This window comes from Sinorhizobium chiapasense (genome assembly GCF_045277575.1).
GTDB classification, from domain to species: Bacteria; Pseudomonadota; Alphaproteobacteria; order Rhizobiales; family Rhizobiaceae; genus Ensifer; species Ensifer chiapasense_A.
This window is the reverse complement of record NZ_CP144206.1, coordinates 1,789,495-1,802,929: the sequence shown is the minus strand read 5'-3', so window position 1 is coordinate 1,802,929 and position 13,435 is coordinate 1,789,495. Positions and strand designations below refer to the sequence as shown.

Here is a 13,435-nt window from a genome sequence, read left to right as displayed (position 1 = left end):
GAACCATGAAAAGACTGATGATTGCCCTGGCCGTTGCGGCCCTTGCTTCGAGCGTTTCCCACGCCGCCGATCTCGGCGGTAAACTTCTGAAGGTCGGCTCCGACACGACCTCGCCGCCGATGGAGAGCATCGATCCGGCAACCGGACAGGTTGTCGGCTTCGATGTCGACGTGGTCAATGCCGTCTGCGCCAAGATCAACTGCCAGGCCGAATTCATCACCACCGGTTGGGACGGCATCTTCGCAGCCCTCGACCAGGGCAATTTCGACCTCGTCGCATCGGGCGTCTCGATCACCGAGGAACGCAAGAAGGCGATGGACTTCTCCGATCCCTACATCGTCAACAGCCAGGCCGTGCTGATGCGGGTTGAAGATCAGGGCATCACCCTCGACCGCTTCAAGGACGCCGGCAGAAAGCTCTCGGCTCAGGCGAACACGACGGACGCGCAGGTCGCCGAGAGTGTCGTCGGCAAGGAGAATGTCGCCGCCTATGATACCTTCAGCGCCGCCATCATCGCGCTCAAGAACAAGGACGTCGACGGCGTCGTCATCAACGGCGCCAACGCTGCCGCCTACGAACGTGAATTCGCCGGTGAACTCGTCGTTGCCATCAAGGACCTCGAATCCGACCCGCTCGGGCTCGTTTTTCGTAAGGGCGATGAAAACGTCGCGGCCTTCAACGAAGGCCTGAAGATGATCAAGGACGACGGCACGCTCGACCAGCTCATCAACAAGTATTGGGGCCTGAAATAAGCTCTCAATGCCGATCGGACCCGGAGTGCGCATCGCGCTCCGGGTCTTCCGTCTGTCTATCCATGCCCCCGGAGGAATGAATGTCGTTCCTGAGAAGCGTGCGTCCGAGCAATCTGATCATCCTGACCGCGCTGCCCTTCATCATCTATCTCTTCATTTCCTCCGGCGACTACCAGCGCTCGCTCAGGGCGATCCTCGGCGTGGAAAACGGCTCCTCGGCCTTTGTGCCCGGTTTCCTGGCGCTGGCAATCGCATTCTGCTCGGGCATTGCCGTGCTCGTGTTTTCGCGCGCCAAGGCGCCGCGTCCGCGCCTGGCCAATCTGGCGGCGCTCCTTAATCTCGCTGCGGCCGCCGTGCTCGTCATTGGCCACAACATCCATCCCTTCGTTGCCTCCGTCGTCGCCAACGGCGTCGATCCGTTCAAGTCGACGCTGATCGTCAAAGGTGTGACGCCCCGGCAACTAACCGAAGTGGCCGACCTCATGGTGCGCGGCGTCGAGGCCTGGCTGTTTCCGACCTATTTCGCTGTCACTGTGGTCGGGCTTGGTCTCCATTTCCTGAACAGTCGTTCCGATGCCTCTTCCGACGGAAAGGCGCGGCGCATTGCCCGCTGGATCACCGGCCTCGTCAACGGCGCGGGTCTCGTCTTCGTCCTCTTTTTCGCCCATATCGCCTTCGCGGCAGGGGTCGCGACCACCATCCGTGCCGCGATCGCCGCCTATATCCTGGCGGCGCTCATGGGTCTCGTCTGGGTCGGGCTGCTGCAGCTCAGATCGACGGCCAGAACCAGCCTCTATTTCGCGGTTGCGACGCTGGTGCTGGCGCTCGCGTCGGGCTGGTTCCTGCTGCAGCCGCGCGACGCCTATGTGCTGGCGGGCACGCTGGACGGCAAGGTTGGCATCGTCACCAACACACCGGCAGGCCTGATCAGCGCAGTGCGCTTCGGCCAATATGATGGCGCCCCGCAGACGGAGACGCCGGTGCGCACTTTCGTCGGTCCGACCGAGGCGCTCGCATCGATCGCCAAGGGCGAAGGTGTATCCGCGGCCCTGCTGCCGGCGGCCTCCGCACCAACCGACATGCCGGTCCTCTGGAAAACCGAAGCATTGAATGATCGCGATCGCGCCGCCGGCGTCACCGTCGCCGTGCTTGCGATCATTCTCGGCCTCTTGAGCTTCGGCGGCTACCTGCATCAGCGCCATCCGCTGGCGATCGGATCGGAATTCATCGTCGATACGATCCGCGGCATTCCGATGCTGGTGATCGTGCTCTATGTCGGCCTGCCTTTGAGCGGTGCACTCAAAGATGCGACGCAAGGCGTGCTCGACCCGCCGAACCTGATGCGCGGCATTGTCGCCATGGCGCTTGCCTATTCGGCCTATCTCGCCGAAATCTTCCGCTCGGGCATCAACGCCATACCGGTTGGCCAGATCGAGGCGGCGCGTAGCATCGGTCTCAACCGCTGGCAGACGGCGCGGCTCGTCGTGTTACCGCAGGCCTTCCGCATTATCATTCCGCCTCTCGGCAACGAGTTGATCGCGATCCTCAAGGACACGTCACTGCTGTCGATCCTGTCGATCCGCGACATCACCCAGCGCATGCGCGAGTTCCAGTCGGCAAGCTTCCTGCCGTTTGCGCCCTACAACTCGGCGGCGATCTTCTACATCTTCCTGACGCTGGCCGCGGCGAGCCTCGTCAACATGATCGAGCGGAAATATGACATCAAGCACCGCTAGGCGACCGACGGTCCTGATCACAGGCGCGTCCCGCGGGCTCGGCGCCGAACTCGCGCGGCTCTACGCCGAGGATGGCTGGCGTGTCATCGCCTGCCAGCGCGGGCCGGTCCCTCCAGATGCAAGGGACCGGCTGTCGCTCGACGTTGCCGATCCCGCATCGATTGATGCGCTCGGGCGGGCGCTGCCGGGCGTCGCGATCGACGTGCTGATCAACAATGCGGCCGTGCGCGGCGATATTGGTGGCCTCGCGACACTCGATACGGACGGCTTTCTCGATGTGATGCGGGTGAATGCGCTGGCACCGCTGCTGTTGACACGAGCGCTCCTTTCGAACCTGCGTGCCAGCGAGCGCCGGGTCGTCGCCAATATCAGCAGCCGCGCCGGCTCGCTTGCCGAAGGTACGCTCGACGATGACGACGGCGACTATGGCTATCGCTGTTCGAAGGCGGCGCTGAACATGGCGACGATCAAGCTTGCGCAGGACCTGAAGAGCGACGGGATCTCCGTCGTCTCGCTGCATCCCGGCTGGGTGCAGACCGATATGGGCGGTAGCGACGCCGTCGTCTCGGTCGCAGAAAGTGCGGCCGGACTGAAGGCGATCATCGACAAGACGGATTTGGCCGATAGCGGCAGCTTCCGCGCCTATGACGGGCGGCGGGTTTCATGGTGACAGGACAGTGAAAATGGCAGACAGAGATTTGAGAACCGAGCAGGAACTGGCAACGATCCGTGGCTGGCTCAGCGAGACCTACGGCATCGAGGCGAGCCTGTCGCCGCTGCCGGGCGAACACGATCTCAATTATCGGGTCTCTGCTGCCGACGGCCAAGAGTTCCTGCTGAAGCTACACGCCGCCGGCAACGCGGACGAGCTCGATATGCAGGTGGCGGTGCTCGAACACCTCGTTGCCCAGGCCTCGGGTCTGCCGATTTCCCGGGCCTTTCGCGACCGCTCAGGGGCCGTTACCAGCAAGATCGAACTTCGCGGCGCGCGTACAGCGCGGCTTCTCTCCTGGCTGCCTGGCGACATCTGGGCGAAGGCGCCGCTGCGCAGCGCAGCCAGCGCCGAAAGCCTCGGGCGCCTGCTCGCAGGCCTTGATCGCAGCCTGGAAGACTTTTCCCACGCCGGCGCCAAGCGGCTCCATGCCTGGGACATCGGCCGGGCCGACCTGCATCGCAAACACGTCGAGCTGATCGATGGCGCTGATGAGCGTGCGGCGATCGACGCGATCCTCGATCACTTCACCTCGGCGGTTCTGCCGCGCCTTACGACCTGCCCGATGCAGGTCATTCACAACGACGCCAACGACTACAACGTGCTGCTCGACGAGGCGGGTCAGGTCAGCGGCCTGCTCGATTTCGGCGACATGGTCGAGACCTGGCGGGTGATCGAAGTCGCCGTCGCCTCGGCCTATGCGCTGATCGGGTCGGACGATCCGGTTGGGACCATCGCAGCGCTCGCCGGCGCTTACCATCACGTCAATCGCTTGAGCGAAGCGGAAGTCGAACTGGTCTTCGATCTTGTGCTGACCCGTTACGCTGTTAGCACGTGCATGGCGGCCAAGCAGATCCGCGAGAACCCTGAGAACACCTACCTGCTCGTCAGTCAGGAGGATGTCTGGCGCGAACTCAATCGCCTGCGGAACGAGAACCCTAAGATCGCCGTGGCGCGCATCCGTGACGCCTGTGGTTTTGCGCCGATCCCGCAGGCGGCCGCTGTCGTCCGTTGGCTGGAAAAGAACGCCCACGACTTCGCATCGATCGTTCGGCCTTCGGCCAGCAAGTCGAAAGTGAAGGTGTTCGATTTCTCCGCCTCCGGCCCGGAGGCTGCGCAATGGGCAAGCCTCGATGCGGCGGGGGCCGAGACCCGGATCGCGGCTGAGATCGGCAGCGAACAGGCCGCCTTCGGCATTGGTCGCTATGGCGAGGACCGCGGGATCTATCAGGGCGAGGCCTACGAAACGGTAGCGAAGGGCGCACGTCGGTCGGTGCATCTCGGCGTCGATATTTTCGCGCCAGCGGGCGAGCTGGTTTCCGCACCTTTTGCCGGCAAGGTCGCCTTCATTCATGACGACGCCGTCGCCTATGGTTTCGGTCCGACCGTGTTGCTCGAACATGAGATCGACAGCGGCGTGCACTTCTGGACGCTCTACGGTCACCTGTCGCGCGAAAGCGTCGCCAAGCTCTCCGAGGGGCAATCGATCGCCAAGGGCGAGGCCTTCGCCGCCTTCGGCACGGCCGAGGAGAACGGCAACTGGGCGGCGCACCTGCATTTCCAGATCGTCACCGACCATCTCGGCCTTGGCGGCCGCATGCATGGTGTCGGCGTGCGCGATCAATGGCAGGTGTGGCGCGAGGTGAGCCCGGACCCCAGTGTCGTGCTTGGTCTCTCGGTGCCGGTGTCGGTGATCGTCCCGCGCGACAAGGCGTTCCTGGTGCGCGAGCGCCATCGCCGCATTGGCCGGTCACTGAGCATCGCCTATAGCGCCGCACCGTTGAAGATCGTTGGCGGCGAAGGCGCGCATCTGATCGACGAGGAGGGGACGCGCTGGCTCGACATGGTCAACAATGTCTGCCACGTCGGCCATTGTCACCCGCGCGTCGTCAAAGCCGCACAGGCGCAGATGCAGCGGCTGAACACCAATTCGCGTTACCTGCATGATACTCTGGTCGAATATTCCCGAAGGCTTGCGGCACAGTTCCCGGATCCACTGAATGTCTGCTTCTTCGTCAATTCCGGCAGCGAGGCGAATGACCTGGCGATCCGGCTGGCGCGTGCCTACACGGGCAATCGCGACATCATTACCGTCGACCATGCCTATCATGGGCACCTGTCGAGCCTGATCGATGTCAGCCCCTACAAGTTCGCCGGCAAGGGCGGGGAAGGGCAGAAGGCGCATGTGAAGGTCGCCGAGATGCCGGACCTCTACCGCGGGCGCTACCGCTATGGCAACGCGGATGCCGGCCGCAAATATGCCGAGGACGTGCGCAATCAGGTCGCGGCGCTTGCTGCCGATGGCCGCCACCCGGCTCTGTTCTTCAGCGAAGGCATTCTCGGCACCGGCGGGCAACTGACACTACCGGAAGGCTATCTCAGCGAAGCCTATGCGCATGTGCGCGCCGCCGGCGGCCTCTGCCTCGCCGATGAGGTGCAGGTGGGCTTCGGCCGCGTTGGCAGCCACATGTGGGCGCATGAGCTGCAGGGTGTCGTGCCTGACATCGTCACCATGGGCAAGCCCATCGGCAACGGCCATCCGATGGCCGCCGTCGTCACCACCGAAGCGATCGCCGCCTCGTTTGCCAATGGCATGGAGTATTTCAACACTTTCGGCGGCAATCCGGTTTCGGCCGAGATCGGCCTTGCGGTGCTCGACGTCATCCGCGACGAACGGCTGATGCACCATTGCCGCGTCGTCGGTGACCGGCTGATGGATGGCGCGCGGGCGCTCGCCGAAAAGCACGCAATCATCGGCGATGTCAGGGGCCATGGCCTCTTCAACGGCATCGAACTGGTGCGCGACCGCGAGACGCTGGAGCCGGCAGCGCGCGAGCTCGATTTCGTCATCGCCGAGATGAAGCACAAACACCGAATTCTCTTGAGCAGCGAGGGGCCGCATCACAATGTGCTGAAGGTGAAGCCGCCGGCCCCCTTCAGCGCCGAGGACTGCGATTACTTCCTCAACGCTTTGGATGAGACGCTCGGGCGTCTAACGCCCCGACAGGAATAACCAAGACGGTCGCCGTTCGGCGGCCGTTTTGCTTTTGCGCGTGACCTTCAACTGCAAAATCTGATCAACGCGATTTTTTCCTTTACAAGAAAGTTAAACGTTTTTATCGTGCATATAAACGTTTAACTAAGCGCATAGCTCATGCCGTTGGCCTCTGCTAAGCGCTGGCCGGCAGGGAGGGCCCGTTGGCAGCGATCCGCATAGAAAATTTGCGCAAAGGCTTCGGTTCGCTCGAAGTCCTGAAGGGTATCAACCTCGACATCGCCGATGGCGAGTTCGTCTGTTTCCTCGGCCCGTCGGGCTGCGGCAAGAGCACGCTGCTTCGCTCGATCGCTGGGCTCGAGGATCTGGATGGCGGCTCCATCCACCTCGGCGAGCGTGACATCACCGAGGTGGCGTCGGCCAAGCGCGACATTGCCATGGTCTTCCAGAACTACGCGCTCTATCCGCATATGAACGTGCGCAAGAACCTGTCTTTCGGTCTGGCGCTGAACGGCATGAAGCGCGACGAGATCGATCGCCGCGTCGAGAATGCCGCCGACATCCTGCGCATCAAGGAACTGCTCGCCCGCAAGCCGCGCCAGCTATCCGGCGGCCAGCGCCAGCGCGTGGCGATCGGTCGTGCGATCGTGCGCGAACCAAAACTCTTCCTGCTCGACGAGCCGCTCTCGAACCTCGATGCGGGTCTCCGCGTCACCATGCGCGTCGAGCTTGCGGCCCTGCACGAGCGCCTGGGCGTCACGATGATCTACGTCACCCATGATCAGGTTGAGGCGATGACGCTCTCCGACCGTGTCGTGGTGCTCGACAAGGGCAAGGTCAGCCAGTTCGGCACCCCGCTCGAACTTTTCTACCAGCCGGCCAACCTGTTCGTTGCCGACTTCATCGGTTCGCCGCGGATGAATTTCGTGACGACAGAAGTAACCGGGCAGGTCGACACAGCCGTGACACTTGCCGGCGGTGGTCTCGCCCATCCGCTGACGCTCGAGATGCTTAACGCCGCGCCGATTGCCGGGGCAAAATCGGTGACGCTCGGGATTCGTCCGGACAAGATCGAGCTGGTTTCGGCTGAGGCGGGACATCTCGTCGGCGACGTGCGCCTGGTCGAGCGGCTCGGCACCGAAAGCCATGTTCATATCAGCCTGCAAAACGGCGGCGACATGACCGCCGTCGTGCGCGGCACGCACCCGGTTTCGGCGCGCGAGCGCGTGCATCTGCGCCTGCCGGCCGAGCATTGCCATCTGTTCGACGGCGATGGCCAAGCGGTCGCGCGGCGGCTCGATGTCGAGACGCAGGCGCTCATCAATCAGGAAAAGGCAAAGCGGGTAGCGTAACCCGAATGAGGAGGAGAAGCATGCTCAACAGGAAGTCGATCATCGGCTCGCTGATGGTTCTGGCAATGGCCGGAACCGCGACGGCCCGCGCGGAAGAAGTGCTGCGTTTTGCGACCTGGGACACGGACGAAAGCCTGGCGATCCAGCAGGACATCGCCAAGAAGTTCGAGGAGAAGCACCCGGGCGTGAAGGTTCAGGTCGAGCCCTATGCGGATGGCTACGATCAGAAGCTGATCGCCGCCTTCGGCGCCGGCAACCCGCCTGATGTGATGTATATGTGGAACTTCCCGCAATACTACACGTCGCTGAAGCCGCTCGACGATCTGATCGCCAAGGACGCCGCCGAGATCAAGCCGGACGATTTCCCGAAGGGTCTGATGAACACGACGCGCGTCGATGGCAAGACCTACGGCATGCCGTCGGGCTTCACCACGCAAGTTGTCTTCTACAACAAGGACATGTTCGCCAAGGCTGGCGTCGAGGAGCCGAAGGACGGCTGGACCTGGGACGATCTGCGCGCCAAGGCGGCCAAGTTCCGTGACGAGCCGAACAAGGTCTATGGCTTCGCCGTCGACGCCAAGCCTGATCCCTACGACTTCGAGCAGTTCCTCTGGTCGAACGGCACCAAGTACATCTCCGACGACGGCAAAGAGATCGACGGCTACATGAACAGCGATGCGGCTGCCCAGGTGATCGACATGTTCGCCGACATGGCCAAGAAGCAGGAAGCCATCACGCTGAACCTCGGCGACGACACATCAGGCAGCACGCTCTTCAAGGGCGGCAAGATCGCCATGTTCCAGAGCGCCATGTGGTCGAAGTCCGGCATCGATCAGTCGGGCATCAAGTATGGCGTGGCACCACTGCCGAAGTTCGGCGACAAGACGGCCCATTCGGCGCTCGGCGTCTCGGCGATCTCGATCGCCAAGGATGCGGCCCATCCGGACCTCGCCTGGGAGTTCGTCAAGTTCTTCTCCTCGCCCGAAGCCGTCGCCATGCGCGTCAACGACCTGCCGGTGCGCACCAGCGTCGCCGAAGAGAAGGGCATGACCAAGGACCCGATCTACAAGCCCTTCTTCGACATTCTCGCTACCTCGAACACCGAGACCCATGCGTTCCTGAAGAACGCCAACTGGGGCAAGGTCCAGGACAATCTCGCCCGCGCCATTGAGGCAACGATGATCGACCAGGGCAACGCCAAGCAGCATCTCGACGATGCGGTCAACCGCTCCAAGCGTCTGATCAAGTAAGCGAAGGGAGTACGGGGAGATGGATATGACCTATGCCGGTGCAGAGCCAAAGGTGGCAAGGCGCAAGCGCTCCGCCATCGCGCGCTATGCGGCGCCCTACCTGTTCATCTCCCCGTGGATCCTCGGGTTCCTGTTCTTCACGCTCGGCCCGCTCATCTTCTCACTGACGATGAGTTTCTACGACTGGCCGGTCGTCGGCGAGCGCAGCTTCGTCGGCCTCGACAACTACCGCTCCATGCTCTTCGAGGACCCGCAGTTTTGGGAGAGCCTCTGGATCACGGTGAAGTTTGCGGCGATCTACGTGCCGTTCAACATCGTGATGTCGTTCCTGCTGGCGCTGATGCTGCACCATATCACCTTCGCCAGCGGCTTCTTCCGCACCGCCTTCTACCTGCCGAGCGTTATTTCCGGCGTAGCCCTCGTGACGATCTGGAGCTGGATCTACAGCAAGGAATACGGCCTCCTGAACTTCATGCTGTCTTTCGTCGGCATCGAGGGGCCGAACTGGCTCGGCGATCCGAACCTGGCGATCGTCGCGATCATCATCGCCAGCCTCTGGGGGCTTGGCGGCACGATGCTGATCCTCTTGACCGGCCTCAAGGCGATCCCGAAGGAACTCTATGAGGCGGCGACGGTTTCCGGCGTTCCTGGCTGGGCGCAGATGTTGTTCATCACGCTCCCGATGCTCGGGCCGATGCTGCTCTTCACCTTCATCACCTCGATCATCTCCGCCTTCCAGCAACTGACGATCGCGCTGCTTCTGACCAAGGGCGGGCCGCTCGGTTCCACCTATTTCTTCGCCATGTATATCTACGATAACGCCTTCAAATATTTCGACATGGGCTACGCCGCCGCCGGCTCATGGGTGATGTTCCTCATCGTCCTTCTGCTCAGCCTTGGCGTCATGCGCTGGTCGGCCGCCTGGGTCTATTACGAAGGCGAAGTCCGCCAGAACGATGGAGAGCACAATGCGTAAGACGCTGCTCTATTCCGCGCTCATCCTGCTCTCGGCGCTGTTCATTGCGCCGTTCTACTGGACCTTCATGACGGCGATCAAAAGCACCGCCGAACTCTACCAGTTCCCGCCGGTCTTCTGGCCGTCGGAATGGCACTGGGAAAACTTTGCCGCCGCCTGGAACAAGCAGCCCTTCGGCACCTATCTCACCAACTCGGTGATCGTCGTGGTGCTGTCGACGATCGGCCAGCTCATTTCCTCGTCGCTCGTCGCCTATGGCTTTGCCCGGTTCCGCTTTCCCGGCCGCGACCCGCTGTTCATCCTGCTGCTCGCCACCATGATGATCCCGTGGGACGTGAAGATGATCCCGCTCTACATGGAGTTCAACCTGCTCGGCTGGATCAACACGCTGAAGCCGCTGATCGTGCCGGCCTATTTCGCCGACGCCTTCTTCGTCTTCCTTCTCAGGCAATACATCATGACCGTGCCGATGGAGATCGACGAGGCCGCGCGCATGGACGGCGCCAATGCCTTCGACATCTACTGGCGCATCCATCTGCCACTGATGATGCCGGCGCTGGTGCTGGTCGGCACCTTCCACTTCATGAACGCCTGGAACGACTATCTCGGCCCGTTGATCTTCCTGAACGACCAATCGAAGTACACGCTGACGCTCGGCCTCTCGATGTTCAAGGGCCTGCACGAAGTGGACGTGACATCAATCGCCGCGATCACCGTCATCCTCTGCCTGCCGCCGCTGGCACTCTTCTTCGTCGCCCAGCGCTACATCATGGATGGCGCGGTCGGCTCGTCGGTGAAGGGATAACGGCATGCTGTTCGATATCAACTACGTCCCCTTCAGCCGCAGGGGCCGGTTTCTGACGCTCTCGATGATGCGAATACCGGGCCGCGATGGCGAGCGGGCGCTTTATCTGCGCCACGTTGCCGGTGGCGACGAGCGGCCCTCGCTCGGTCGCCTCTGCCGCGTTGAGTTTCTCGATGCGGAGGGCAAGACCGCGACGCCCGAGCTGCTGCTTTCCCCGCAGCAGCTCGACGCCCGCATCGGCGAGGGTATGGTCAGCTTCGTCATCGGCGACGGAGAAAGGCTGCACATATCCGGCAAGCAGGCCGGCGTCCGCTTCCATCTGGAGGGTTCGCGCTACGACTACGTTTACCGCACGCCCAACGGCGAGGATTTCCTCGTTGCTGCGGTCGAGAACGTCAAGTTCATCCCACGGGCGATTGCTGGGGAATTGAAGGTCACCGGCGCCTGGCAGCGCGATCATTCCGAAGACGTGTCCTTTTCCTTTTCAGCGTCCGGCGTCTTCGAGGGCAATGTGGACTTCTTCCGCACCGTGCCGCCTGTCGATCGACCCGGCCGTTTCGCGCAGGCGCTGTCCGGCGCAACGGCCGAGTTTGCTGAATGGCACGCCCGCGTTCCAAAGGGCGTTCGCGGCCAGGACGAGGCGCATCGGCTGGCGAGCTATCTGCTCTGGGCGAACGGCGTGCCCGCGGGCGGCGCGCTGACGCGGCCGGCAATCTACATGTCCAAGAACCACATGATCAACATCTGGAGCTGGGACAACGCCTTCTCCGCCCTTGGCGTCGCCGCTTTCGATCAGGACCTCGCCTTCGACCAGTTCGCGGCGATCTTCGACCATCAGGACGCCTCCGGCCTGCTGCCGGACTATATCAACGACCGCGACGTGCTCTTCGCTTTCACCAAGCCACCGGTGCATGGCTGGGCGGTGTCGCTGATCGCGGCTGCCGACCCGTCCTTCCTGACAACGGAGCGGAAGTGTTATCTGCGTAATGCCATTGGCCGCCAGGTCGATTACTGGCTGACCTATGGGCGCAAGGATGCGGAGAGCCTGCCGTCCTATTTCCACGGCAACGATAGCGGCTGGGACAATGCGACCTTCTTTGCCGAAGGCGGCCCGGTGATCTCGCCGGACCTGCCGGTTTTCCTGATCCGCGCCTGCGAGACACTCACCGATCTTCTGGAAGACGATGCGGATCGTCAGGCGATGTGGCGGCAAAAGGCTGACCGTCTGCAGGCCCTGCTGTTCGAGCGCCTGTGGACCGGCGAAACCTTTGGCGCGCGCTTGGCACAGAATCCGGAGCGAGCGCTGCCGGGTGACAATCTCATCCAGTTCATGCCGCTGCTCTTGGGCGCGCGACTGACACCCGACATGCGCGAAAAGCTCGTGGCTCGTCTCGTCGCCGGCGGCTTCATTACCGAATGGGGACCGGCGACCGAGAGCCCGCAGAGTTCCTACTACGAGGATGACGGCTATTGGCGCGGGCCGATCTGGGCGCCGACGACGCTTCTTCTCTGGGATGGTTTGCGGCGGCAAGGGAAGATTGAGCTTGCGCACGAGGTCGCGGAAAAGTTCTGTTCACTTGCAAGCAAAAGCGGTATGGCCGAAAACTTCGATGCGCGCTCGGGGAGGGGCCTTCGCGATCGGGCATTCGCCTGGACATCCGCAGTCTATCTCGTGCTGGCGGCATCGCTCAGCGCTAACCAACCGTGACGAGTCGAGACGCCATGCAGAGACCGACGATCAAGACCATCGCGCAGGAGACGGGGCTTTCCATCGCCACCGTTTCCAAGGCCCTGAAGCATTCGCCTCAGGTTCGCCCGGAGACGCGCGCGATCGTGATCGAGGCGGCGACACGCGTCGGCTATGAACTGAACATGCATGGCGTACAGCTGCGCACCGGCAAGACCTATCAGGTCGCCGCGATCATGACGGCGCCGGGCCCGAAGCAGAACGAATGGGAAGGCGTCGAATACGCCCAGCTCTTGAGCGGTATTTCCTGGGCGCTGGAAGAAAGCCCCTATCGCGTCTCGCTCTATGCCGTCCGGAATTTCGAAGAAAGCCAGGCGGTCATCAAGCAGATCGTGTCGTTGAAGAAGGCGGACGGCATCATCATCTCGGGCACACGCGCCGACGATCCGCGCATCCGCACCATGCAGGCGGCGGACTTCCCCTTCGTCACCTACGGCACCAGCATCCACAACGCGCCGCATGCCTATGTCGATGCCGACAACGAGCAGATGATCCGGGTGTCGATGGCGCGACTGATCGAACGCGGCCATCGCCGCATCGCTTTGCTCAACCCGCTCTCGGAGCTGAGCTACGGTATCACGCGGCTGGAAGCCTACAAACACGCCCTTGAGACGGCGGGGCTTCCCTATGATCCGGCGCTCGTTGCCCACGGCCGGCTGACGCCAGCCTTCGGCCGCGAGAACGTGTTGACAATGTCGGAGCTCAGCGATGCGCCGACCGCCTATATCTGCGCCAACGAAGCTTCGGCGCTCGGGGCCTTCTCGGGCTTCCATGAGCGCGGACTGGTGCATGGGCGTGACGCCGTGATCAATGCCACCGACGATCTCAATGTCAGCCAGTATTTCGCGCCGCCGATCACCACCTACTACCTGCCGATCAGCGAACCGAGCAGCCTGCTCGGCGCCTATATCCTGAGGCGCATGGAAGGCGAACCGCCGGAGGCGCTGCAAACGCTCCTGATGCCCGATCTGATCGAGCGCTGCGACGATCGCTTGAACCCGAACCGTTGATGGAACCGTGGTCCGGAAGGGCCCCTCACGCAGGCTTCAGAATATAAACGTTTATATTCGAGCGCCAGACAAACCCCAGGCCGGATCCAACCGGCCGAGA

At 62.6% G+C, this 13,435-nt stretch carries 10 protein-coding genes; all 10 read left to right on the top strand.

All coding sequences use genetic code 11. The features are described 5' to 3' along the window. Nucleotides 1-5: 5 nt before the first annotated feature. Nucleotides 6-752 (top strand): transporter substrate-binding domain-containing protein, encoded by a 747-nt coding sequence (locus tag QM996_RS27160; protein WP_334196993.1) that lies wholly within the window; start codon nt 6-8, stop codon nt 750-752. A gap of 80 nt (nt 753-832) precedes the next feature. Further along, nucleotides 833-2,488, top strand: a complete 1,656-nt coding sequence (locus tag QM996_RS27155; RefSeq protein WP_334196992.1) for an amino acid ABC transporter permease — start codon at nt 833-835, stop codon at nt 2,486-2,488. Continuing rightward, nucleotides 2,469-3,158 carry an SDR family oxidoreductase gene (locus tag QM996_RS27150; protein ID WP_334196991.1) on the top strand — a complete coding sequence of 230 codons (690 nt, stop codon included), beginning with the start codon at nt 2,469-2,471 and terminating at the stop codon, nt 3,156-3,158. Before QM996_RS27155 ends, QM996_RS27150 begins: the two co-directional genes overlap by 20 nt. Nucleotides 3,159-3,171: 13 nt before the next feature. Continuing rightward, nucleotides 3,172-6,213 (top strand): aminotransferase class III-fold pyridoxal phosphate-dependent enzyme, encoded by a 3,042-nt coding sequence (locus tag QM996_RS27145; protein ID WP_334196990.1) that lies wholly within the window; start codon nt 3,172-3,174, stop codon nt 6,211-6,213. A 185-nt stretch (nt 6,214-6,398) separates the two neighbouring features. Then, a complete protein-coding gene (locus tag QM996_RS27140) occupies nt 6,399-7,547 on the top strand; it encodes an ABC transporter ATP-binding protein (RefSeq protein ID WP_334196989.1) in 1,149 nt (382 codons plus the stop codon). Nucleotides 7,548-7,567: 20 nt separating this feature from the next. Then, nucleotides 7,568-8,797, top strand: coding sequence for an ABC transporter substrate-binding protein (locus QM996_RS27135; protein WP_334196988.1), 1,230 nt, complete (start codon nt 7,568-7,570; stop codon nt 8,795-8,797). A 19-nt stretch (nt 8,798-8,816) separates the two neighbouring features. After that, complete coding sequence (locus QM996_RS27130) at nt 8,817-9,773, top strand: carbohydrate ABC transporter permease (RefSeq protein ID WP_334196987.1); 957 nt, start codon at nt 8,817-8,819, stop codon at nt 9,771-9,773. Continuing rightward, a complete protein-coding gene (locus tag QM996_RS27125; RefSeq protein ID WP_334196986.1) occupies nt 9,766-10,578 on the top strand; it encodes a carbohydrate ABC transporter permease in 813 nt (270 codons plus the stop codon). The genes QM996_RS27130 and QM996_RS27125 overlap by 8 nt, the downstream gene beginning before the upstream one ends. A gap of 4 nt (nt 10,579-10,582) precedes the next feature. Then, entirely contained in the window at nt 10,583-12,286 is a 1,704-nt protein-coding gene (locus QM996_RS27120) for an amylo-alpha-1,6-glucosidase (RefSeq protein ID WP_334196985.1), read from the top strand. Nucleotides 12,287-12,300: 14 nt separating this feature from the next. After that, entirely contained in the window at nt 12,301-13,335 is a 1,035-nt protein-coding gene (locus QM996_RS27115; protein WP_334196984.1) for a LacI family DNA-binding transcriptional regulator, read from the top strand. The last annotated feature ends 100 nt before the right edge of the window (nt 13,336-13,435 follow it).

What these genes read in the sequence shown, in the direction of transcription:
- QM996_RS27135 (WP_334196988.1), top strand. Translation starts at nt 7,568, where the DNA reads ATGCTCAACAGGAAGTCGATCATCGGCTCGCTGATGGTTCTGGCAATG.
- QM996_RS27150 (WP_334196991.1), top strand. Translation starts at nt 2,469, where the DNA reads ATGACATCAAGCACCGCTAGGCGACCGACGGTCCTGATCACAGGCGCG.
- QM996_RS27125 (WP_334196986.1), top strand. Translation starts at nt 9,766, where the DNA reads ATGCGTAAGACGCTGCTCTATTCCGCGCTCATCCTGCTCTCGGCGCTG.
- QM996_RS27155 (WP_334196992.1), top strand. Translation starts at nt 833, where the DNA reads ATGTCGTTCCTGAGAAGCGTGCGTCCGAGCAATCTGATCATCCTGACC.
- QM996_RS27130 (WP_334196987.1), top strand. Translation starts at nt 8,817, where the DNA reads ATGGATATGACCTATGCCGGTGCAGAGCCAAAGGTGGCAAGGCGCAAG.
- QM996_RS27145 (WP_334196990.1), top strand. Translation starts at nt 3,172, where the DNA reads ATGGCAGACAGAGATTTGAGAACCGAGCAGGAACTGGCAACGATCCGT.
- QM996_RS27120 (WP_334196985.1), top strand. Translation starts at nt 10,583, where the DNA reads ATGCTGTTCGATATCAACTACGTCCCCTTCAGCCGCAGGGGCCGGTTT.
- QM996_RS27160 (WP_334196993.1), top strand. Translation starts at nt 6, where the DNA reads ATGAAAAGACTGATGATTGCCCTGGCCGTTGCGGCCCTTGCTTCGAGC.
- QM996_RS27115 (WP_334196984.1), top strand. Translation starts at nt 12,301, where the DNA reads ATGCAGAGACCGACGATCAAGACCATCGCGCAGGAGACGGGGCTTTCC.